Raw genomic sequence first — 23,364 nt, 5'->3', positions numbered from 1 at the left:
GAGGAAAGAGGAAAAATGAACCAAGAAGAACAACTTAATCAAGCTCTACGCTTGACCATCAACGAATTGACAGCTCAGTTGGCTAATGAGTCAACCGCTAAAAACTTGCTGGCTATCCAGCTAAACGAAGTTGACCGCGCTAAAAAGCAACTTACTCAGCAAAACACCGAACTACAAGCACGAGTAACGGAGCTGGAAGCTCTGCTTGATGTCCAAACTGTACCAGAAAAAACAAAAGGAGAATAATTATGGCTTTAGAAACAATTAAAACAACACAACTTATCGGGAATTTGAAAATCGGTGATGAAATCATCAAATCTTACACAGTGAATGTCAATGAAAAAGGTGTGTCAACTGTCTATGAAACGGTGTACAACGCAGACTTATACGCTAAAAATCGTAAAGAAATGCGTCAACAAGAAGCTGAATTTCGTACAAAACGCTATGAATTAGAGGATGCTATTTTAGCTGAAATTGAAGATGCAGCTGTTGAAGGTAAGTAGTTAGGCAGGTGATTGGATGCCAGGACAAGATATCGTACGGGAGGCTATCAAGGCCTCTTGGACAATCGATAAGATTGCGGGGGTGGTTGTTGTCATTCTCGCAATTTTGCTTGTCTCGATGGCTGTCAGTCAAAATTCTCATGTTAAACGCTTGATTAACAATTTTCAAAAGACTAACGATGCGCTGATGGAAACCAATCGTCAAATTGCGAGTGATAATCAACGACATATGGAACATTTGACAACAGCGGTCAATAATTTGGCCAGTGAGACACGCAATGATATTGCAGATTTAAAAGAACAGGTCTCAGAACTCAAAGATGAGGTCAGAGACTATAAGATGATGCCTTAGGAGGAAAGAAATGAAAACTTATATCAAAAAACTAGGAGTCAAGGTCGTTAAGACGATGGCACAGGCAGCGCTTGGGGTAATTGGCTCAACAGCTCTTATCTCAGAAGTAAACTGGCAAGTAGTTGCTTCTACAGTTGCCCTTTCTGGACTTGTCTGTGTGCTGATGAATCTGGCTGATTTGAAAGAGTGATAATCATGAAGAAGAATGATTATTTTATCGACGTGTCGGCTTATCAGGCGGCTGATTTAACGGCGATTTGCCAAGCGGCTGGCACTCGTAACACAATTATCAAGGTTAGTGAGGGTACAGGTTGGTTAAGTCCTGTACGGGTCACACAGACCCAGACGAGTAACTGTGTTGGCTATTATCACTTTGCTCGTTTTGGTGGCAATGTGGCACTAGCTCAGGCGGAAGCTGACTTTTTTATCGCAAACTTGCCAGCTAAAGTGACTTACCTCGTCTGTGACTATGAAGATGACGCAAGCGGAAACAGACAGGCTAATACTAACGCTGTACTTGCTTTTATGGATAAATGCAAAGCAGCAGGCTATCAGCCTATCTACTACTCATATAAGCCGTTTACGTTGGCAAATGTGGATTATACGCAGATTATTGCTAAATATCCAAACAGTTTGTGGATTGCAGCCTATCCAAACTACGAGATAACACCAGACCCTGTTTGGTCAGTGTTTCCGAGTATGGAAGGCATCCGCTGGTGGCAGTTTACGTCTGTGGGTATTGCAGGCGGTTTAGATAAAAATATTGTATTGCTAGATGACGAGCAAACAACGTCATCAACACTAAAAGAACAAACGTCAGAGGACGAGGAGGAAGATTATATGAATTTCGTAATGCGCTCAAAATCAGGAAAACAAGGTTACATTGGCTGTGTAAATGGTGCTATATTTGGTATCGGTGACATTGGTACCGTAACAGCTCTACAAGAGGCTGGTTGTAAGCATTTAACGTTAGACGATGGCGACTTTAATCGTTTGATTGATTCACAAAAGCTTGATGACGAAAAATTAAACAACGTGCTCAAAACGGCTATTGACAATGTAGCCAACACAATTAAAACAAAATAACATCGGATTCAACAGCAGGCGACCAGAACAAAAAAGAAATGAGGAACCTCCGCCATCGATGGCAACAGATGTAAAATCGTGCAAGTCTGCGAATAGATGAAAATGACCGCTCAGAGAAAATCTGGGCGGTTTTTTGTTTAAAAAATAAAAAAAAATTGAAATAAAAACAAAAATATGTGATAATGTAATTGATTAGATAAAGAGAGGATAAGGTTATTGATTGGCCGTTTATTCATAAAACAAGTATTAGTCTGGGTTTCCTTGTGTACATGTCTTTTAACATTTGCCACTACATCAGATTTAGCTACTTTTTCTTCTACGTCTATTCTTTTTATGGCCAATAACATTATTTCGTGTCTTGACAAAGATTATAAAGGCAAAGAAAAAATTTTTAAAATCACTTCATTACTTGTAAAAATTGAATTTATTTCTATAGTTATTGTATTTTTATTTGGTAATAATTTCGGAAAGCTTAATCTTTCAGCAAATAGTTTTACTTTTATCATGATTATGATGAAAACTATTATAGCGTTTATGGCAACATTAGGTGTTCTCGTTTTATCGGTTTTATCTGGAACAGTTGATACACCTCAAGATCTAGAGAATAAACGTATTGCTAGAGGGGTAGTTAGAGCATCAAATGATGAGTTTCTTGAAAATATGGAAAAAAGAAGGACCCACTATAAGTTAAAAAGTCGTGAATATATCGCGAACGTTTCTTACAAAAGGGGAAGGAAGAAATTAAAATGATACTACTGACTTTCTTAATAATTTTTATGATAATTTGGTATCTCTCTATGGTAGTTCAAACTTATACTTATTTGGCAAGGAATGATATTCATTTTAGTGTCCTTGGAGTAGGAGCGTTGCCAGTTGTTCTATTTTCACTACATTTCAATATGTTTCGTAAGGAAAAAGATAGAAAAATAGGTGTCAAATACTTGTTGTCTTATTTTGTGAACTATAAACTATCGATTATTTTTCTTACAGAACTGTTATTAGAAAATATTGCAATGGTTGAAACTGTGGGATACTCTCCGTATATATCTAAGAGTAAAAAAGATGAAGAGAAGAAGACTTGGTTTGAACGTGTAAAAGAACTTATAAGATTACCGGAAACAACAAACTCTTTTGAAGAGGTGTTGATGACCGCTTAACCCCCAGCAATTTCTGGGGCTTTTTTGAACTCAAATAAAACAAGCCCTTAGGAAACTCCTAGAGCTTGTTTTCGTTATAACGGACTTTTGGCAAAATGTCGGTTATAATGGACTTCCATTATCTAAACTAATATAGTATGCAGTAATCTTTATCACTTTATCAAAAGACATGCCGCCAATATCAGTCCGACCTTTGACATAGTTTGCTAAGGTTTTTTCTGAATAACTCAAGGAATATTCGCCCACCATTCGCCCACCAATTTCCCAATAATTAGCCAAATTTAACCAAATAAAAAATCAAAAAGCCTGATTTTATTGGCTTTTGATTCGGTTAATTCCTGTTAAGTTAGACGCTGAAATCCCCTCCTCTCCTTTTTAAGCTTTTTAAACCCTTGAGATATCAAGGGTTTTTGTGCATTTAACCACTTTTTGACCGTTAAATTCAAGATTTTGGAAAAATTTTTTTAATTTACTGGTAAGGATGTTTAAAATGAAGATTGATATTATTGGTTCAGTCGGTGCTGGGAAGACGACTCTAGCTAGGAAATTAAGTGACTATTATCGGATTCCCTACTATGAAAAGGATGATATTGTTTGGGTTCGGGATGATTCGGGGGATTATAAACGAAGTGCTGAAGATAGGGATGCTTTGTTCCAAGCAATTTTAGCTCAAGACAATTGGATTGTTGAAGGTTCTCCACGCAAGGTTCTACAGGAAAGTTTTGACAAGGCCGATGTGATTATCTTTTTAGATGTTCCTTCAAGGGTTAGACTGAAACGTCTGCTGGTGAGATGGTTTAGACAGAGGAGTGGGAAAGAGTCTTATCATGTTTTTCCTGATTTTGCAGCTTTAGGACAATTTTTGCGTTGGCATAGGCAATTCAACAGAGACAGAGCAATGCTCTTGAAGAATTTAAAACAATATGGAAAGAAGGTTCAAGTATGCTTGTCGTCTCAAGAGGCACTAAAGATATTAGATAAGATAGCAGAGTGAATGACTTCTTTTGTTGGAATTTAGGGTTGATTTCTTTGCCCTATTTTTAGTCCAAATTATTTTGAAATTTTCTGAATATTTGTTATAATAGGAACTAACTATTTTTGAAATTGGAGAAGACGAGATGACTGCACAAAAAATGTCTGCGCAAGAAATTATTGCTTTTATTGGAAATGCCGAAAAGAAAACCAATGTAAAGGTGACTTTTGAAGGGACTTTAGCTTCGGAAGTGCCTAATTCTGTCGTTAAGCTTGGCAATGTTCTCTTTGGTGATTGGAAAGACATTGAGCCACTTTTGGCAAACTTGACTGAAAACAAAGATTACGTGGTAGAGCAAGACGGTCGCAATTCAGCTGTGCCCTTGCTTGATAAACGTCATCTCAATGCTCGCATTGAGCCAGGAGCTATCATCCGCGACCAAGTGACGATTGAGGATAATGCCGTAGTTATGATGGGGGCTGTCATTAACATTGGTGCTGAAATTGGCGCCGGAACGATGATTGACATGGGAGCTATTCTTGGCGGTCGAGCAACTGTCGGTAAAAACAGCCATATTGGAGCAGGAGCTGTTCTTGCGGGAGTGATTGAGCCTGCATCAGCTGAGCCTGTTCGTATCGGTGACAATGTTTTAGTTGGTGCCAACGCTGTTGTTATTGAAGGTGTTCAAGTTGGTAATGGGGCGGTTGTTGCCGCGGGAGCTATTGTAACACAAGATGTCCCTGAAAATGTGGTCGTAGCTGGTGTGCCTGCCCGTATCATTAAAGAAATTGACGAAAAAACACAACAAAAAACGGCGCTTGAAGATGCTCTGCGCAATTTGTAAGTTGATTGTTATAGTCATTTAGTTTATCTTTTATTACTTCGACGTAAAAGGAAACTCCGTTTCCTTATTTCCAACTTTAAGCACTCCACTGGATTGTTTGAACTCACTTTGCCGTACTTTACGAAAGTGACTTGCTTCGCATGTCTTATTTCCAACCTAGAACAGCCTAGAGGCTGTTTTAGCAACCTGCAGCTCGTTGCCTAGTACTAAAAGTAAACTAAAGACTATAATAGTGAAAGCTTGAGGTCAACTCAAGCTTTTCTTGAAAGGAATACGCATGACTTTAGATTTAATAAAAATCAGACGTGATTTGCATCAAATCCCAGAGATTGGGCTGGAGGAATATAAAACTCAGGCTTACCTTTTGGAACGGATTGCCGAAGTTACTGCTGGGAAAGACTTTGTGGAGCAGAGGACTTGGCGGACAGGGATTCTGGTCTTTCTGCATGGTTCAGTTCCAGAAAAGACAGTTGGCTGGCGGACTGATATTGATGGTCTGCCCATTGTGGAGCAGACGGGGTTGGATTTTGCTAGCACTCACGAAGGACGAATGCACGCTTGCGGGCATGATATGCATATGACAACAGCACTTGGTCTGCTTGAGGTTATGGCTCAAGAACAACCCAAGAATAATCTGCTCTTTCTTTTCCAACCAGCAGAGGAAAATGAAGCTGGTGGTATGCTCATGTATGAGGATGGTGCTTTTGGTGACTGGCTACCCGACGAATTTTATGGGCTTCATGTGCGTCCTGATTTTAAGGTGGGTGACATTGCTACCAATACAGGAACTTTATTTGCAGGTACTTGTGAGGTGCTGATTACTTTTAAAGGGAAGGGTGGTCATGCCGCATTTCCGCATGAGGCCAACGATGCTCTGGTTGCGGCTTCATACTTCATTACACAAGTGCAGACTATTGTCAGCCGTAATGTTGACCCTATTCAGGGTGGGGTTGTGACTTTTGGCTCGATGCATGCTGGAACAACCAATAATGTCATTGCCGAGACTGCCAAGCTTCACGGAACCATTCGCACGCTGACTCAGGACATGAGCCTACTCATTCAAAAACGTGTGACAGCGATTGCCCAAGGTGTGGCTGCTAGCTTTGGCATAGAGGTGGATATTCAGCTTAAACAAGGTGGTTATTTGCCAGTGGAAAATAATCCGACATTAGCTCAAGAGTTGATGGCTTTCTTTGAAAATAGCCCAGCAGTCAATCTGATTGACTGTCCACCTGCAATGACGGGAGAAGATTTTGGTTATTTGTTACACCAAGTTCCAGGTGTCATGTTCTGGTTAGGTGTAGATACCCCATACGCTCTTCATCACCCTAAGATGAGTCCAGATGAAGCAGCTTTGCCATTTGCCGTTGAAGTAATTAGCTCCTTTTTGAAGACACGTGTAAACAATTAAAATAGGCTGGGATAACCCCAGCCTATTTTGTGATAAAGGGAAGAGCACCTAGTGTTCACCAGATGCTCAGGAGATTTATGAAAAGGGGAAAAAGAGAAAACTATTTTTCCCAACGGTCGGGAGAGACCGCTATTTAGGATAAGAGTATCCTACACAAAAAATCTTAAAGAAACCTTAAAGTGACTAGAGAATGTCTCTATTAAGACAAAGAGTCCTACTTCTGGTATGATAATGATATGGAAAAAAAGAAATTACGAAAGTCAATGATTTCAAGAATGAAGTCGCAAAATAGAGAGAGTAAGGCTGAAAAAGACATTAGATTAACAGAAACTTTGCTCATGTCTCAGGCTTATCAGACCAGTCAGGTAATTGCGACCTACCTTTCTTTTGATTTTGAATTTAATACAAAATTGTTAATTGAAGCAGCGTTTAGAGATGGAAAAACTATTTTGGTTCCAAAAACCTTTGGTCAAGGACACATGATTTTTGTAGCCTATGATGAGACAGATTTGATTCAAACATCTTTTGGGCTGTGGGAACCCAAGAGTACTTTAGCAGTTGATAAATCAACTATTGATTTGATTCAAGTGCCAGGTTTAGCCTTCAATAAAGCTGGTTATAGGGTTGGTTACGGTGGTGGTTATTATGATCATTATTTAGCTGACTACGCGGGAAAAACGGTTAGTACGATTTATGACTTTCAACTCGCTGATTTTCAATCAGAACAGCACGATGTGGCTATTCAGGAGGTATTTGTTGAATGAAAAATGAATTTAAAAAAAATCCAGTAACAATAGGCCTGCTTAGTTTAACAACTCTTATTTTTCTGGCTATGCAATTATTGTATTTTGGCCGTGCTACTTCGGTACAGGCTATTTTTGACTTTGGTGGCATGTTTGGTACATATGTCAAAGCCTATCCTAGTCAGCTTTGGCGGTTGGTGACACCGATTTTTGTTCACATTGGTTGGGAACACTTTTTCTTTAATGCCTTGACTCTTTATTTTGTTGGACAAATAGCGGAGCAGATTTGGGGAAGTCGCAGATTTCTTGTTCTTTATATTTTGTCTGGTATTATGGGAAATGTTCTGACCCTTTCTTTTACACCTAATGCTGTTGCCGCAGGGGCCTCAACATCACTCTTTGGTATCTTTGCCTCAATTGCTGTTGTTGGCTATTTTGGTCACAACCCTTACTTAAAACAACTTGGTCGTTCCTATCAAGTTTTAATTCTGATTAATTTACTTTTTAACCTTTTTAGTCCCAATGTTAGTCTTGCGGGGCACATTGGTGGCTTGATTGGTGGTGCTCTATGCGCTTGTTTCTTACCAAGCAATTTTGAACGGCAACTATTCAAACCAAACCAACGATTGCTTGCTCTACTGACCTATATTTTATTGGTATTTGTCCTTGTGGGGATGGCATTACTCTAAGTAATGTTTCAAATATAGATGTAGTCAACTTGATTTAATGAAGACAGTTCTACCTACTTCTGCGTCGCCTAGCCTGATTTTCGTTTTCGTTTTCGTTGAGTATAAAAGCAAACTGAAAGCCCATAACTAATAATTTTTAAGGAAAGGAATTGTGTATAGTAAAAAGCTTCTTATCAAATCAAGTGATAGGAAGCTTTATTGGTATTTTGTGGTAATTTATTCAACTTTCGTTGTATTTTCCAGTTTTTTTCCGAGATCAATGATGTATTGTTTCAAATCATCTTTGACTTGGGGATGTTGGAGAGCGTAGTCAATAGAGGTTTTCATGAAACCAAATTTGTCTCCAACATCGTAACGCTTACCTGTAAACTCACGTGCAAAAACACGTTGGGTTTTATTGAGGGTATCAATGGCATCAGTTAACTGAATTTCATTACCAGCACCGGGTTCTTGATTTTCAAGAATGGCAAAAATTTCAGGGGTGAGTAGATAGCGACCGATAATGGCAAGGTCACTTGGTGCTTCTTCTGGAGCAGGTTTTTCAACGAAAGTTTCAACGCTGTAAAGGCCGTTTGCTCCTTCACCTTGCGGAGCGATAACGCCATATGCAGAAACTTCTTCATGTGGAACAGGCATTACAGCAATGGTTGATGCGTGAGTAACTTCAAAGTCGTTCATGAGTTGTTTGGTTAATGGAACAGCCTTGTTATCAGTGATATCCATGAGATCGTCACCAAGCATGACAACAAAAGGTTCATTCCCCACAAAGGCTTTGGCTTGAAGGACAGCATCTCCAAGACCGCGTGGATGACTTTGTCGAATAAAGTGAAGTCGAATTCCAGTTGTTTCGTCAACAAGCTTGAGTAAGTCTGTCTTGCCTTTTTCTTTGAGGTTATATTCCAATTCAAAATTTGAATCAAAGTGATCTTCAATGGAGCGTTTGGATTTACCAGTTACAACTAAGATATCTTCAATACCCGAACGAAGGGCTTCTTCGACGATGAATTGGATGGTTGGCTTGTCAACTATTGGCAGCATTTCTTTAGCTAAGGCTTTGGTTGCTGGCAAAAAACGTGTTCCTAAACCTGCTGCTGGAATGACGGCTTTTCTAACTTTTTTCATAAATAGCTCCTTTTTAGAATTCAATTTAATCACAGTTTAGTTCCATTCATTTTCTGAACGGAATTCATTTGACATCATATTGATAATGCTTTCTTTAACGTCTGCACCTTCGTAGATAACCTTGTAGATAGCAGTTGTGATTGGCATATAGACACCTAGTTCCTGTGCAATCTCATAAGCAACCTTTGTTGTGGAAATTCCCTCAATAACCATCCCCATGTTGCGTTCGATATCTTCCAGTTTTTCACCACGGCCGAGTGCATCACCAGCTCGCCAATTTCGTGAATGAACAGATGTCCCAGTGACAATGAGATCTCCAACGCCAGACAAACCACTATAAGTCAAAGGATCAGCACCAAGTTTGACACCGAGACGTGTGATTTCAGCCAGACCACGCGTAATAACTGCAGCTTTAGCATTGTCACCATATCCGAGGCCATGGAGAGCACCAGCGCCAACGGCAATGATATTTTTCAGAGCACCAGCCGTTTCAACACCGATCACATCTGAATTTGTGTAGAGACGGAAGTAGTGGTTGCTGAACAACTTTTGAACATACTTGGCTGCATCCAGATCTTTTGATGCGGCAGTAATCAAAGTAATATCGCGAACAATTGTTTCTTCTGCATGGCTTGGTCCAGAGACCACTACAACTTCAGATCTTAGTTCAGCAGGAATTTCTTCTTCTAAGATAGTTGACAACCTTTCATGCGTACCAGGCTCCAGACCTTTTGAGGCATGCATAGTCACAACCTTGTGATCAAGAATTTCAGCAACTTGTTTGGCAACTAAACGTGTCACTTTGGTAGGAACAACAAAAAGCACTGCGTCTGCGTCTGCTAAGGCTTCTCTTAAATCTAGCGTTGCTTTGATGTTGCTATCAATGACGATGTCCTTGAAATAATGTGAGTTGGTATGATGCGTGTTTAATTCTTCAATTTGTGCTGGAATATTTCCCCAAAGAATCACGTCGTGTCCGTTGTCATTAAGGACTTGGGCAAGAGCAGTTCCCCAAGAACCAGGACCCAAAATAGCAACTTTTTGCTTAATCATAATTTTCCTCTTTCTAGTCTAATAAAACATCTCACCCCATTATATCATAAGGAAGGTTTATTTGTCTTTGATTGTCTTGCTTTTGGATTTTGGAAATAGCAGAGCAAAACTTGCTATTTAGCGCTCAAAATAAGGAATATGATATAACAGATTTGTACGAACAACGTACGGCACCGTATCAAATACGGCAACATCTATAAAATATAAAAAGGTCTTTGCGAGCTCAGACAGTGTATACACACTATCGTAAAAATAGAATCATCAGTGAAGGTCAGACTGACACTTTTTGACTGATGGTTTTATTTGTTTTGAGGAGAAACTCAAAACCCTTATAAAATAAAAATTTTATCACACAAAATATTTTACCATTTACTACATTCAAATTAACAGAATAATACGAACGAAATTTAATTTTAATAATTTAAGGTATACTATAGTCATCAACAGAGATGTTAAAATAATTCAAAGGAGGAAGCTATCATGCTTAAATTTTCTACAAAAAAAGCTAAAAAAGCAGGCTGTGTGAGTGTAGGAGCACTAGTTCAAGTTTCAGTTGGTCACTACATTAAAGAAATTAAGAGTACGGTATAGCTTACTTTTTGAGTGTCGGAGAAGCACAGAGAAATGTTTGTAGTGATGGGAATTGCTAAAAATAATGATTGTTGAAGTATTTCATTCATCATTATAATTAATAATTTCTGGTTACAAAGATTTTTGTGTGTGATTAATCGTTTAGGTAGGCTAATGTTGTGTTAGCCTACTTTCTATTTAAAGATGTTATGAAAGAAAACAGAAGACTTCAGATATTAGTACAGTGTTTATTTCAAGTAATGGTTTCTAATATTTGTTTGATATTATATATTTTATTTTGTTCAGTCTGCTTAAAAACTCAGAGCATGTTGCTATTATTAAGTGCACCTACAATAGTAGCCCTGGTAGTGCAGCCAATATTTTTAGAAAAAGTTTTGTTTAAAAGTAAAGTAAACTTTTCAAAACATATTATTGTAGCTACATTAGCTTTAATAAGTATTTTACTATGCTCTTTTGTTAATGTATCCGAGAAAACTATACTGATCTTACATTTTATTTTGGTAGGTTATTCTGAAGAAATGTTATATAGAATGATTATCTTAGATAGGATGGAGTCTTCTTATACCATCTTAGAATCAATAGTGATTACTTCGCTTATCTTTGCCTTTTTAGGTCACATATCGGAACCTATTTTAGATAATCTAATGATAAGATTTCCTTTAGGGGTATTTCTGGCATTTATCAGAATAAAATTTAATAATGTTGGAGTTTCAACGATTATTCATAGTTTATATAATATTTTAGTAACTTTTTAGATAGAGGTTTTTATGAAAATTAAATTGGGTTCAATATTTTTATTTTGTTTGCTTATTCTAATATTCATCAATTATAATTTTATTTCAACTTATAATCTGTTTACATTTTATATATTGTTGATGCTTCTTCCTTCAATTTTGTATTCAAATTGTTGCGTATTTCTCCTAAGGCACTTTAAAAAGGGGAGAGCAGTATATTATTTATTATCAACTATTGTACATTTTTTGTTGAATTGGGTTATAATTCACCGATTGTTGACAAAGGAAGTGTTTAATAGTCTTGTCGAAAATACAGTGAAAATTAATCCTAGTGTAGGTAACAATATTTCATTAGACTTGAGTTTGACGTCATTTTTAGTTATTAGCCTATTTGTATTTTTGTTAATGATTATTGAAAATTATTTCATAGGAAGAGTTGAGGGAAAACGTGTTTCTAAATGACAATATTTCAGTAATGAAAATAGATGAAATGTACTTACTATTTAATTTTAGCAACGGGATAGTTGCTGGGGTAGATAATCAAGCAATTGAATTTCTAAAAAGAATAAAAAATAATCAGTTAAATTGTAATGATTTAACCGGAGAAGAGAAAGAATTTTTTACTTATCTTGTAGAGAATGATTTCATCTCTGATGTAGAATTTAGGAATGAGCAAACTCCAATAACTGCCTATTTACATTTAACTAATAAGTGTAATTTGCATTGTGTAGGTTGCTATTCTTTCGATGAGCGAAGAAATAAGTGTGAAGATCTATCAACAGAAGAGATTTTAAATGCAATTGACCAACTTTCTGATGTCAGAATTCGAAACCTAGTATTCTCTGGAGGGGAACCTTTGTTAAGGAGAAATATTCTTCAGATAGTGGAATATGCTAAAACAGTTGCTAAAATTCCAAATGTAGTATTAATAACTAATGGAACTATTTTTAACAAAAAAATACTTTCAGAACTATCAAAATTTGTAGATACTGTTTCTGTTTCATTAGATACATACTGTTCGGATAGTGAACCATATCTAAGAGATAAAGGAATATTTGACAAAATTATGAGGTCAATTTCTTGGTTGAAAGAATCGGGAAATAATGTCAATATTATTCCAACAATTCATCATTTGAATTCAAGTAATCTCTTTGAGTATGTAAAACTTGCAAAGGAAATAGGAACAACAATCAGTTTTAGTATTCTCAGCGCATGTTTTGAAGGTGAATTGATGTCATATCTTCCAAATGATACTGATTTAATCAATATCAGTAAGTTTATGATTGAGTCTGATGCACCAATCAATGATAGTGCCTTTGAGGATAAAACTTTAGTAGCTAGGAATTACTGTGGAGCTGGTACATCAATGATTGCCATAGGCACTCAAGGTAACGTTTATCCATGCCATATGTTGATGTATGATGAGTACTGTATAGGAAATATAAAGTACGACTCAATAAAGAATATGAGAGAGAAATCTGCTAATGCAAGTTTGTTCAAATTATTGAATGTAGATAAAATAGAGGGTTGTTCACGATGCCAATTCAGATACCTATGTGGAGGAGGCTGTAGAGCTCGTTCAAAATTGAAATTTGATGTAGTAGATAAAGTAGATCCATATTGTCGATTATTTAAAACTTACTACAATGAAGTTGCAGCAGAAATTATTTCTGACTAGGGAGAACATCTATGAGGAGAGTCTTAAGGGAAGAAAGAAATAAAGTAGTGGTATTTATAATCTCTACGTTTATATTAGGCTTAGTTGAAGTATCATTCGCTACAATAATTCAAAAATTTATTGATTCCCTAGAATCATCAGATATTACAAAGTTTAAATTAGCAATTTTTTCCTTTGTGGTCTTTCTTGTAATAAACTATGTCTTGAATCTTTTTGTGATATGGATTCAATCAGTACTTACTAAGAATATTCATCTGTATTTAAAATCAAATTTGGCTAAATATTTTTTATCGCTTTGTTATTGTGATTTTTCTGAAACAACTACGGGTGAAAAGATGAATTACTTTGATTATAAAATTTCGTTAATTGAACAGTATTATTTAGATAGTATTTTTTCGATGATACAAGCAATTTTGGTGTTGATGATTGCCACTGTCTATTTATATCAAATTAGCCCGTTGATTTGTGTAATAGTATTTACTTTAGGGATTGTATCTATGCTGATTCCTTTATTACTTGGTAAAAAGTTAAATGATTTAGTTTCTGAAAATGCAGTTCTAAGTGGAGAATACCTACATTTTATAAAAGAGATGTTTCAAGGAATATTGGTGGTCAAAACTTTTCAGAAGGAGCGAATATTTTTTGAGAAATTTGAAGAGAAGTTATTTAAATTTGAAAAAAATACCCAATTACTAAATATAAAAAATGGAGAGTATAATCAAATTAGTGGTTTTTTCCAATATGTAATTATTATTTCTTGCTTATGCTTTGGTGGCTTTTTAGTGTTGAATCAAGGATTGACATTAGGAAAGATGATTGCCGTCACACAAATTTCAAATTTGATAGTTAGTCCGATTCAACAGATAGGTTCTTCCGTTATTGATATTTTGGCTAGCAAGGATATAACGAAAGAAATGTCAGATATTTTTTCAAAACAATCTATTGTTTTAGATAAAAAAGTGTATCAAAAAGGTTTTGGGAATATAAGGCTTTCTACTAGCAGTGTAACAAGAGGCGCTAAAAAGCTCTTGGGTGATGTTAATCTATCTATTGAATATGGCAAAAAATATTGTATTATTGGTCCAAACGGTAGCGGAAAAACAACATTTGGACGTTTGATGTTAAATTTGCTAAATGATGTTGAAGAACGAGTATTTATAGATGGAGAAGCTAGTAATTTAGAAGATGTCGCCAAATTGATTTCATATGTACCGCAAAATAGTATTGCTTTTAAAGGTACTTTGAAAGATAATATTACATTGTTTGAACGCTATGATGATAAAACTATTGATGAGGTAATTAGAGACGTTAATTTAAACAAAAAAAGTAAAGAGATTCAAATGATTTCGGAAAATGGGGACAATATTTCTGGTGGAGAATTGAGAAAAGTCAATATAGCTAGAGCGTTTTTAGAGGATAGACCAATATTACTAGTTGATGAATTTGAGTCAGCTTTAGATGAAGAATCCTCGAAACTAATAGCTGAAAAATTTTTGAATTCAGAAAAAACTGTCATAATGATCTCACATAATTTGGAACAGTCATTTTTAAAAAAATTTGACTCTATAATTTTTATGGGAAATGGAGAAATTATTGCAACGGAAAAATATGAAGTATTACTTGAAAATTGTGATAACTTCTATAATTATTTAACGCATACTGCACATGGCGGAGGTAATATTCATGAGTACAATACTACGAGCGTGTCATTTAAGTAAATCGTTTGGATTACAAGAGGTGTTAACTAATATCAATTTTGATATCCACTCAGGAGATATAGTTGGCTTGATTGGAAAAAATGGCTGTGGGAAGACTACTCTAATGAAGATGATATTGGGTCTCACATCACGAACTGAAGGTGATATTCAATTTAAAGGTGATTCGAATTATCATACTAAAAGAAAGGCATTAAATAAAATTGGTTTTCTCTTAGATTGTAGGTTGTTTGAAGACTTCTCTGCATATGATAATTTGAAATTATTCTCTATGTATTCTTCAACTGTTAATGAAGAAAATTTAGATGATCGAATTGATAGGTTGTTAAAATTTGTTGGTTTAGATAACAGTAAAAAGCTGGTAAAATCTTATTCGTTTGGTATGAAACAGAGATTGGGTTTGGCGTTGGCATTATTAGATGATCCTGAATTTTTGATTTTGGATGAACCATTTGTTGGCTTGGATCCTACAGGAGTTAGAGTCCTTCTAGATTATATTGTAAAGTTACGTCGAGAAAAGGGTGTTACAATTTTAATCTCATCACATCAGTTACATGAAATTGAAGAAATTTGTGATTATTTTTTATTTATAAATGATAAGAGAATTGAAACACATTCTAAACTGGGAGAAAATCAAATAATTATTACTTTGGAATATGTAGTGCCAGAGTTGGAACATGATTTAAGAGATATGGTTGATGTGAAAGAAAATCAAATAACTTTACCAGAAGATATGTCGCTACTGAATTCAACATTAAAGCTTATTTACAGATATAACGGTGAAATAAAGGATATCACAATGAATGATTCTATAGAAGAATTATTTAGGGGGTAACAAAATGCAATCGATTATTTTAGCAGAACTATATAAATTACTGAAACGGAAAAATTTTATTGTATTAGCAGTGTTATCTTTGTGGTCGTTGATTTACGGATTAGGTACTTTTTTGCATTGGGATTTTGTAAAAATTGGTGCTAAGTTAGATTTAGTTACCTTTATTACAACGATGTGGACCTTTTTATTGATATTAACTATTCCACTATTATTAATTTTGTACACTGCTTCTTTTATTTTGGGAGGAGAAATTCAAGGAGGGCAAATTTTACTAGAAGTAAACCGAGTGTCTAGTAAGAAAATATTAATTATTTCTAAGTATATAGTTGTCATCTTATCAATCTTATTTTTGTATGTACTGAACTGCTTATCCTCACTAATCACTTATATTTGTTTTTTATCTCGAAGTGAGTTTGGTTACGTAAATTTTTGGGAATTGCATTCTACAAATATGCAATCAATAATAATTAGTTTGGTAAATTTAGGTTTTATTATTTTATTGGCTAGTGTAGCCTTTTACTTGTCATTATACGTTTCGGCAATAGTAGCTGCATTCGTAAGTTTAGGTGTTTACTTTTTGTGTCAACTTTTATCACATATTACGATTATTTCTGAATTTATTCCGGGATACTTTTTTGTTGTACCTGATTATCATTTTACAGTTAGATTATCTATAGCCCATGTGTTGAGTTATTTCTTGATTTGTATGTTATTATTATTTGTTACTATGAAAGGATTTGAAAAGAAAGCACTATGAGTGATATAATATTCCAAAAAGGAATTTACGGAAACAAATGTATAGAGTAGCAATTTGTGATGATGATAGTTTACAGGTTAGTAATCTAGAGTATCAGATTTCAAGGTATTTTGATGAAGTTAATATTCAACATGATATTGATGGTTATTATAAAGGAGATCGTCTTGTAAAATCAATGAGAGATCAGACAGATAACTATCAATTGATATTTTTGGATATTGAAATGGAAGGGATCAACGGTATTGAGACTGCAAAATTATTGAGGGCAATAGACAGAAATTTTATCTTAATCTATGTTACAAGTTATGAACAATATGCCTTAGAAAGTTTTGAAGTCTCTCCTTTTCGTTATCTAATAAAACCTGTATCTATTGAGAAACTGAGAGCTGTTCTTAAGGATGTTCTTGTAGAATTGACGGCTAAACAGAAATTCTTATTTTATCAAGTAGGTAAGGAACATTTTCAAGTGATTTTAGATAATATTGTATGCCTGTACTCTGAATTTGGTAGAAAAATTCATCTTGAATTAGTTGATGGTGGTAATGTGTCGTTTTATGGGAAGATATCGGCAATTGAAGAAGGGTTGCCTCAAACACATTTCGTTAGAGTTAATAGTGGTACAATAATTAATCTAGACTATGTTGCATCTTTTAATAGAAATGAAGTAACAATGGTAAATGGCGATTGTATCGCTATCAGTAGAAGTCGAAAGAAAGCAGTAATTACAGCCTATAATCAGTTTATTGAGAGGAGTTTTGGATTATGATTGGTTTATTTAAAACAACTGGTCTCCTCTCTCTTTTTTTATTTCAAAGCTTTATTATTTGGATCTATTTACAGCATTTTTTTGTTGTCAGAATACCTAAAATGAGATTCTATTGCTTTATTTTAGTTATCTATTTTATTGGTAGAACATCAATAATTGTGAATCAGAACACCTTCATTGATTTTAAGATTTTTTCCCTGTTCTTCACTTTTTTGATTCTTTTCTTCTTTTTATCTGGAGATGTGATGAAAAAAATATTTCATTTCATATTTCTGATTTTTTGGTTACTGATTCAAGAAGATATTGTTGTTTTACTATTTAGCCATGCGCCACAAACTAAAACACTTGCCATTTTCTTTGTTCAATTTTTCATGATGGTGCTGACTCTGCTATTTATATTAGGATTGAAGCGATTCAAAGTTGACAATTTAATAGGTCTGAATAAGATAGAATACGGGATTCTTTCAGTCACTCCTTTTATTTCGATTGTCTTGCTACTACATAAAGTACCGTTATCTCTCGGTAAAGTTCTTGCATTTGACAGCTATTTGTGGTTAATTAATATTGTTATAATTGTGCTTTATAATTACATGAGTGAAAAAAACTATAATATTATAAAAAATAAAATAGCTTCTGATGAAAATAACATAACTAGTGAGGTTATAAAGCAAGAAAAGGAACTAGCCGTCCTTAGACACGATTTGAAAAATATTATTTCTTCAATAGATTTTTATGCTGATAATAACGATTGTGGGAACATCAAAACAATAACTCAAGAGATATTGGGACAGGAAGTATTTAATCGTAAAATTACAGGGTGCATCCCTATTGATGCAATATTAAATCAAAAAATATCTAAGATGAAAAAAGATAATATTCCATATAACTTAGACTTACAAATTCCATATAATTTAGATTTAAGCTTGATAGCTGTTGATTCATGTGCTATTCTTGGGAATATTCTTGACAATGCCATAGAAGAAATTGAACGTAATGGCTTAAAGACTCCAATTGACATAGTATTACGCTTTAAGAATAACAAATTAGTTTTTAAAGTGGTTAATCCTATCAAAAAAACTGATGTGGCTATTAATTATGATGGTATGAAATCTATAAAATCACCTGATAGACAAGGTATAGGAATAAAAAGTATTTATGATAGGGTTACGAAATTGAAAGGACATTTGAATATTAGTGTTAAATCAAATCAATTTATTGTACTAGTCGTGATTCCGTTAAGGATAAAGTGAGTTTTTAGTAAATTCGCCAGGTTCTGCTAAATATGCAGAATCCTTTTTCAAGGAGGCTTATAGATAGTTTGTTGGTACAAATAGTTCTTTGATTTTGGAAATTTGAATGCAGATGATGTAGTTACCGAACAAGTCTAATATTAAAACCTAGATTAGCTAGAAAAGAGAATAAAAATGATTGATTTACAAGAGATTCTTGCCAAGATGAATCCCAATCAAAAGATAAATTATGATCGTGTCATGCAACAGATGACCAAAGCCTGGGCTAAAGAAAATGTGCGTCCCAAAATCCTTGTGCATGTTTGCTGTGCACCCTGCTCGACTTATACGCTAGAATATCTGACGCAGTTTGCGGACCTAACGGTTTATTTTGCTAATTCTAACATTCACCCCAAAGAGGAGTATCATCGCCGGGCTTACGTCACCCAAAAGTTTGTTTCGGATTTTAATGAAAAGACAGGAAATCAGGTGCAGTTTCTTGAAGCGGCTTACAATCCTAACGAATATGTTCGTAGGGTACGTGGTTTGGAAGAAGAACCAGAAGGTGGTGACCGTTGCCGTGTCTGTTTTGACTATCGTCTGGACAAGACTGCTCAGAAAGCTGTTGAACTGGGGTTTGACTATTTTGCCAGTGCTTTGACCATTAGTCCTCATAAGAACTCTCAAACAATCAATAGTGTAGGGATTGATGTTCAAAAGGTTTATACTACGAGATATCTGCCGAGTGATTTTAAGAAAAATAATGGCTATCGCAGGTCAGTTGAAATGTGCGAGGAATACGATATCTACCGTCAGTGTTACTGCGGCTGCGTCTATGCGGCAAAAGCGCAAGCCATTGACCTCGTGCAAATCAAAAAAGAGGCTAAAGCCTTTATGCAAGACAGAGATGGAGCTCAAGAGTTTCCGCAGATACGCTTTGTATTTGATGGAAAAGAAGTTTAGAGAATAAATGCTGTCACTGAAAGAGGTAAGAATTTGGAATTAGAGTCGAAGGTAAAGTTAGGGGAATTTTACAAGGCACTACGTTTAGCTAGAAAAGTGAAACAGAAAGATGTCGCTAAAGGGAAATTATCGAAGTCACAGTTATCAAAATTTGAATCTGGTCAGTCGATGTTATCGGCCGACCGAATGATTAGTGCCATTGAGGGGATTAATTTAACCTTTGCTGAGTTTGGTCATGTATTAAATGGTTATCGACTTACTGATTATGAAGAGTTAATGAAACATATCATGACCTTGTTAACTAATGAAGATAAAGGTGGACTTGAAGCGTTATTAGAACAGTACCTTAATCAAGAAGACGTTATCTATTATAGACTGAATAGCTTGGTTATAAAAAATGCTATACATTCATTGGATAGGGAATATGTATTTGATAAAGAAGATGGTGAGTTTTTAGCAGAGTATCTGTTTTCTATTGAGGATTGGACAAGTTATGATCTTCACATATTTGGTAATACCATGCCAATTCTTAGCGATACAGATTTAATATTTTTGGGTAAAGAGCTTGTCACTCGTTCAAAAGTTTATTTACCACTGACAAGTTATAGGAATTTATTGAAATTTACTTACCTAAATATCATTTCAGAAATGTTCGAAAGAAAGCAGTTGACTCATGTTCAATTTTTTACTACGGAGTTAGAATCTTTACTAGATGTTTTTGACACATTTGAAATGATATTATTAAATTTTTTGAAGCTTACTTATTCCTATCTCTATAAAGGAACTCAGAAAGAACGTGTGGAAATCTATATAGAAAATATTAAAAGGTTGAATTTAGATCCTCTAGCAGATCTATTGACTAAAAGATTATTTCAGTATGAACAAACGTTTTTCAAAAAGGAGGAAAAATAATGTTACCTATGATCAACAATTAGTAAAGAAGTTAGCTCAGTTTTGAGCTAATTTCTTTTTTTCAACTTTTCACATATAAGCCACTTAGGGGGTATAATAGAGTACATTAAGTGTAGGAGTGATAATACTCTTCGAAAATCAAAATTATCCGTTGTCAACTTGCCTTGATGAACTCAAGTTCTATCGTCGGCTTCGTTTCCTAGGCTACTTTTGATTTTCATTGAGTATAAATTGATATGAAAATTAAAACATTTACGAGTAATTTTTATCATTTAATTTTAAGTCGTTCAACGAGAAACATAGCGGATAGTTTTTATCTGATTGCTCTTTCTATTGGTTTGGTGCAGGTGTATCAAATAGACGCTGCGAAGCTATCTTTATTTACTTTACTTGGAATGCTTCCTAATGTGACTTCGATTTTCTATGGTCCTTTTTTAAACCGCATAAGGAATGACAAAAAATGGTTAATGATTTTCCAAATATCGCAATTAGTTGCTATTGTGGGAATTATTTTGTGTCTTAACTATCGATTTGATGTTTTTTGGATGTATAGTTTGAATGTCATTTTTAATTTGCTGACAACGTTGTTAAATACCATGCAAATGAAAATTACTCCTGAAACTTTGGATAATGATAGCGAGCTGATTGATAAATCTATCGATATTCAATACAAAACGTCAAATGTGCTAGATATTATTAGTAATTTTATAGCTTCCTCTTTGTTGGCTTTTATTTCGTATCTAGTCCTTTTGCAACTTAGTATTCCATTTTTTATAGGAGCTATCTATTTTATGTTTCGAGTTAAACTTGACACTAGGGCTACAAGTCAATTTTCTAAGGAGCCTGAGAAAGAAAAACTTCGTCTATTAGAATCGGTAGAGGCATTTAGAGAGTCAAAATTTGCTTCGCTTATTATTTTCATCGAGGCTTTTTTGAGTGGGGGTACGGATTTACTGTTGACCCTTGTTCCTTTATATTTACTTCAGGAGAAGATTTCTATTGGGTATTTAGGTGTTGTGCTTGCTGTGCAACGTGGGGCAGATTTGCTTGGAGCACTTCTAGCGCCACATATCAGAATACGTCCTAGGCATTTTTTCTGCATTGACTATATCATATCTGGACTATGCTTGTTATTTGTATTCATTATTCCTGATCCATTGGTGAAATTACTGCTATTTTTTATCGCGTTTGTTGTGATTGGAGTATCTGGAAATATATTTGAAAAAATGATTTATGCGGAATATGACAATAATAAAGTCGCTTTAATTTACACTGCTAGTTCTAGTTTATACGCTATCTTTGGTATTTTATTTTTGTTAATTCCAAGTTTTTATCAAAATATAACGGTTTTAGGAATTTCGATTAATATAATGACATTCGGCATCGGTGTTTATTTATTGATAAAAAGTGGCGTTTTGGTGAAGGGTGAACTATCGTAGGGTTTAGGAGAGGTTATGAAAAAATTTAGGTCATCGTTTTTTCTATTATCTGAAGCTGCTGGGATTGTAGCTAGTAGCGTTTATGGGTTAACGCTATCATTTATTGTTCAGCGTTATGTTGATAGTCAATTTTTAAATAGTTTAGTTAGCAATATCAGCGTGACATTAAGCATGCTTATGGCATTTTTTACAGGTTATATTGTCGATAAGAAATCGCCGTGGAAGTTGATTTTGTTATCAGACTTGGTTTTGATACCGCTACTTATCATTCCTATTTTTCTTTTCGAGGTTTCACTTCCGTTATTTCTGATTTCAATAGTCATTATTGACGTGATTTCGATAGTTGTTTCGGAGTTAGATGAGATTTCAAGACCTGTTTATCTCAGCCTTATCACAACTAAAGAAAAATCCGTTTCGGTTTTACAGAGCATTAATATTGTTGATTCAGCCTTTGCTATTGTTGGCTATCTTTTTGTCTTTTTGACAATTTCTTTTCTCAAAATTAACACTTATTTTATTATTGTTAGCATTTGTTACCTTTTTAGTGCTCTATTTATTTTTCATTTGCCAAAGGAAACAAAGAAAGAACAGCCTCTTTCTGAAACACAAGAAAGCTTTATTTTGGCGTTAAGAGAATTATTGCAAGTGATTGTAAGGCTAAAACAAGTAGGTCTTTACCTTGCCAATCTTCTCTTCATGGTGAAAAATCAGATTGTCATGAGCCTTTTGATTTTTAGAATTGGACAGATTGATAAGGGATTTACTCATATTCATATCATTGGTATCGGAATTCTGCTTAGTGTAGCAGGTGGTGCGGTGCTTAATAAGATTCTTTATTTAGCTAAGGTATCGGTAAGAAAAGTTCTTTCAATGCTCTTAATTGCTTGTAGTGGGTATTTTACCTATCTTGTTGGTCATGCACAAACTGTTGAGCATTTTCTAGTGTTTGGTTTAGCGGTAGGAGCTATTTTTGGAACAGGTTTACCGTGTTTTGGGTTGCTTTCAGCAGAAAGAATGCTTGTTACTCCAGATAATCATCAAGGAAAATCATTATCGTTGTTACGGACAAGTTCGGTTGTTTTAACACTTAGTCTAACAGCTTGCTTTGCTATTGTTGAAAAGCTCTGCCATTTGACAACAATCTTTTTTGACGGTAGTGCTGTTTTAGCAATAATATTGGTTTTGCTATTTTTTGCCCTACCATTTACGGAATTAAATAGTGTAAGGAAAAATAGTAATAAGTAAACTTTCTTTGTTTCCAAGCAAGGAAAGTTTTTTTGATGAATAGCTTTTATGTTATAATATGAAGATGATTTAATACAGAAAAAGGAGACAAAATGAGTAAAATTAGAGGATTTGAATTGGTTTCACAATTTACTGATGAAACATTGCTACCAAAGCGAGAAACAGCACACGCTGCAGGTTATGATTTGAAAGCTGCGGAAACAACAGAAATTGCAGCTGGTGAGATTAAATTAGTGCCAACTGGTGTCAAAGCTTACATGCAAGCTGGTGAGGTGCTTTATCTTTTTGACCGTTCTTCAAATCCGCGTAAAAAAGGCTTGGTTTTGATCAATTCGGTAGGTGTCATTGACGGTGATTATTATGGCAATCCTGCTAATGAAGGTCACATTTTTGCACAAATGAAAAATATCACTAATGAGACTGTTGTGGTTGAAGCTGGCGAACGCATTGTTCAAGGTGTTTTCATGCCGTTCTTGGTTGCTGACGGTGATGAAGCAGACGGTGTTCGTACAGGCGGCTTTGGTTCAACAGGGAAATAAAGGCAAAGAAGACAAATGGGAAACGCAA

At 34.9% G+C, this 23,364-nt stretch carries 26 protein-coding genes and 1 pseudogene; 24 read left to right on the top strand and 3 right to left on the bottom strand.

Annotation, left to right across the window (positions count from 1 at the left end; genetic code table 11):
• Positions 1-15: 15 nt before the first annotated feature.
• From ABZ559_RS11015 to ABZ559_RS10985, 7 genes and pseudogenes are all read left to right on the top strand, one after another.
• Positions 16-246, top strand: a complete 231-nt coding sequence (locus ABZ559_RS11015; RefSeq protein WP_317334189.1) for a hypothetical protein — start codon at positions 16-18, stop codon at positions 244-246.
• A gap of 2 nt (positions 247-248) precedes the next feature.
• Complete coding sequence (locus ABZ559_RS11010; RefSeq protein WP_317334188.1) at positions 249-503, top strand: hypothetical protein; 255 nt, start codon at positions 249-251, stop codon at positions 501-503.
• A gap of 16 nt (positions 504-519) precedes the next feature.
• Positions 520-855 (top strand): hypothetical protein, encoded by a 336-nt coding sequence (locus ABZ559_RS11005; RefSeq protein WP_273414525.1) that lies wholly within the window; start codon positions 520-522, stop codon positions 853-855.
• Between the two features lie 10 nt (positions 856-865).
• Positions 866-1,045: a holin gene (locus ABZ559_RS11000; protein WP_367006405.1), complete on the top strand. Its 180-nt coding sequence runs from the start codon at positions 866-868 to the stop codon at positions 1,043-1,045.
• A 5-nt stretch (positions 1,046-1,050) separates the two neighbouring features.
• Positions 1,051-1,638, top strand: a pseudogene (locus ABZ559_RS10995) (GH25 family lysozyme); the annotation flags it as partial.
• A gap of 636 nt (positions 1,639-2,274) precedes the next feature.
• Entirely contained in the window at positions 2,275-2,691 is a 417-nt protein-coding gene (locus ABZ559_RS10990; protein WP_367006403.1) for a hypothetical protein, read from the top strand.
• A gap of 47 nt (positions 2,692-2,738) precedes the next feature.
• On the top strand, positions 2,739-3,098 hold the full coding sequence (locus tag ABZ559_RS10985) for a hypothetical protein (RefSeq protein ID WP_367006401.1): 360 nt from the start codon (positions 2,739-2,741) through the stop codon (positions 3,096-3,098).
• Positions 3,099-3,200: 102 nt separating this feature from the next.
• On the opposite strand, the gene ABZ559_RS10980 is transcribed toward ABZ559_RS10985, so the two are convergent.
• Positions 3,201-3,347, bottom strand: coding sequence for a hypothetical protein (locus tag ABZ559_RS10980; RefSeq protein WP_367006399.1), 147 nt, complete (start codon positions 3,345-3,347; stop codon positions 3,201-3,203).
• 241 nt (positions 3,348-3,588) lie between these two features.
• Between ABZ559_RS10980 and ABZ559_RS10975 the strand changes: the two genes are divergently transcribed.
• From ABZ559_RS10975 to ABZ559_RS10955, 5 genes are all read left to right on the top strand, one after another.
• Complete coding sequence (locus tag ABZ559_RS10975; protein ID WP_367006397.1) at positions 3,589-4,092, top strand: AAA family ATPase; 504 nt, start codon at positions 3,589-3,591, stop codon at positions 4,090-4,092.
• 124 nt (positions 4,093-4,216) lie between these two features.
• Positions 4,217-4,915, top strand: coding sequence for a 2,3,4,5-tetrahydropyridine-2,6-dicarboxylate N-acetyltransferase (dapD, locus tag ABZ559_RS10970; protein WP_367006395.1), 699 nt, complete (start codon positions 4,217-4,219; stop codon positions 4,913-4,915).
• A 277-nt stretch (positions 4,916-5,192) separates the two neighbouring features.
• The gene (locus tag ABZ559_RS10965) at positions 5,193-6,326 is read left to right on the top strand and encodes an N-acetyldiaminopimelate deacetylase (RefSeq protein WP_367006394.1); all 1,134 of its coding nucleotides are present in this window, start codon (positions 5,193-5,195) and stop codon (positions 6,324-6,326) included.
• A 236-nt stretch (positions 6,327-6,562) separates the two neighbouring features.
• Positions 6,563-7,090, top strand: a complete 528-nt coding sequence (locus tag ABZ559_RS10960) for a 5-formyltetrahydrofolate cyclo-ligase (RefSeq protein WP_367006392.1) — start codon at positions 6,563-6,565, stop codon at positions 7,088-7,090.
• Complete coding sequence (locus ABZ559_RS10955) at positions 7,087-7,758, top strand: rhomboid family intramembrane serine protease (RefSeq protein WP_018376185.1); 672 nt, start codon at positions 7,087-7,089, stop codon at positions 7,756-7,758. Before ABZ559_RS10960 ends, ABZ559_RS10955 begins: the two co-directional genes overlap by 4 nt.
• A gap of 216 nt (positions 7,759-7,974) precedes the next feature.
• On the opposite strand, the gene galU is transcribed toward ABZ559_RS10955, so the two are convergent.
• Both galU and ABZ559_RS10945 read right to left on the bottom strand, forming a co-directional pair.
• On the bottom strand, positions 7,975-8,880 hold the full coding sequence (galU, locus tag ABZ559_RS10950) for a UTP--glucose-1-phosphate uridylyltransferase GalU (RefSeq protein ID WP_317335656.1): 906 nt from the start codon (positions 8,878-8,880) through the stop codon (positions 7,975-7,977).
• A 36-nt stretch (positions 8,881-8,916) separates the two neighbouring features.
• Positions 8,917-9,933, bottom strand: a complete 1,017-nt coding sequence (locus tag ABZ559_RS10945) for an NAD(P)H-dependent glycerol-3-phosphate dehydrogenase (RefSeq protein WP_018376187.1) — start codon at positions 9,931-9,933, stop codon at positions 8,917-8,919.
• An 896-nt stretch (positions 9,934-10,829) separates the two neighbouring features.
• On the opposite strand from ABZ559_RS10945, the gene ABZ559_RS10940 reads away from it, so the two are divergent.
• The 12 genes from ABZ559_RS10940 to ABZ559_RS10885 all read left to right on the top strand — a co-directional run bounded on the left by ABZ559_RS10940 (position 10,830) and on the right by ABZ559_RS10885 (position 23,336).
• Complete coding sequence (locus tag ABZ559_RS10940; protein ID WP_273404723.1) at positions 10,830-11,279, top strand: CPBP family intramembrane glutamic endopeptidase; 450 nt, start codon at positions 10,830-10,832, stop codon at positions 11,277-11,279.
• A gap of 454 nt (positions 11,280-11,733) precedes the next feature.
• Positions 11,734-12,936 (top strand): radical SAM protein, encoded by a 1,203-nt coding sequence (locus tag ABZ559_RS10935; protein ID WP_156812757.1) that lies wholly within the window; start codon positions 11,734-11,736, stop codon positions 12,934-12,936.
• Between the two features lie 11 nt (positions 12,937-12,947).
• Positions 12,948-14,654, top strand: a complete 1,707-nt coding sequence (locus ABZ559_RS10930) for an ABC transporter ATP-binding protein (RefSeq protein WP_018376192.1) — start codon at positions 12,948-12,950, stop codon at positions 14,652-14,654.
• Positions 14,620-15,486, top strand: a complete 867-nt coding sequence (locus ABZ559_RS10925; RefSeq protein ID WP_018376193.1) for an ABC transporter ATP-binding protein — start codon at positions 14,620-14,622, stop codon at positions 15,484-15,486. Before ABZ559_RS10930 ends, ABZ559_RS10925 begins: the two co-directional genes overlap by 35 nt.
• Positions 15,487-15,490: 4 nt before the next feature.
• A complete protein-coding gene (locus ABZ559_RS10920; RefSeq protein ID WP_018376194.1) occupies positions 15,491-16,243 on the top strand; it encodes a membrane protein in 753 nt (250 codons plus the stop codon).
• Positions 16,244-16,280: 37 nt separating this feature from the next.
• Positions 16,281-17,009: a LytTR family DNA-binding domain-containing protein gene (locus ABZ559_RS10915; RefSeq protein ID WP_018376195.1), complete on the top strand. Its 729-nt coding sequence runs from the start codon at positions 16,281-16,283 to the stop codon at positions 17,007-17,009.
• Positions 17,006-18,259 (top strand): GHKL domain-containing protein, encoded by a 1,254-nt coding sequence (locus tag ABZ559_RS10910; protein ID WP_018376196.1) that lies wholly within the window; start codon positions 17,006-17,008, stop codon positions 18,257-18,259. The genes ABZ559_RS10915 and ABZ559_RS10910 overlap by 4 nt, the downstream gene beginning before the upstream one ends.
• Positions 18,260-18,433: 174 nt before the next feature.
• Entirely contained in the window at positions 18,434-19,201 is a 768-nt protein-coding gene (locus tag ABZ559_RS10905; RefSeq protein WP_018376197.1) for an epoxyqueuosine reductase QueH, read from the top strand.
• A gap of 33 nt (positions 19,202-19,234) precedes the next feature.
• Positions 19,235-20,113 carry a helix-turn-helix domain-containing protein gene (locus tag ABZ559_RS10900; protein WP_367006390.1) on the top strand — a complete coding sequence of 293 codons (879 nt, stop codon included), beginning with the start codon at positions 19,235-19,237 and terminating at the stop codon, positions 20,111-20,113.
• Positions 20,114-20,349: 236 nt separating this feature from the next.
• Positions 20,350-21,552, top strand: a complete 1,203-nt coding sequence (locus ABZ559_RS10895) for an MFS transporter (protein WP_367006389.1) — start codon at positions 20,350-20,352, stop codon at positions 21,550-21,552.
• A gap of 15 nt (positions 21,553-21,567) precedes the next feature.
• A complete protein-coding gene (locus ABZ559_RS10890; RefSeq protein ID WP_367006387.1) occupies positions 21,568-22,797 on the top strand; it encodes an MFS transporter in 1,230 nt (409 codons plus the stop codon).
• A gap of 92 nt (positions 22,798-22,889) precedes the next feature.
• The gene (locus ABZ559_RS10885) at positions 22,890-23,336 is read left to right on the top strand and encodes a dUTP diphosphatase (RefSeq protein ID WP_012962568.1); all 447 of its coding nucleotides are present in this window, start codon (positions 22,890-22,892) and stop codon (positions 23,334-23,336) included.
• Positions 23,337-23,364: the final 28 nt, after the last annotated feature.

The sequence above is a fragment of the Streptococcus sp. ZY19097 genome, from assembly GCF_040731245.1.
Lineage (GTDB): Bacteria > Bacillota > Bacilli > Lactobacillales > Streptococcaceae > Streptococcus > Streptococcus orisratti.
Note: the sequence above shows the minus strand (reverse complement) of the source record. Positions and strands in the feature narration are given on the sequence as shown.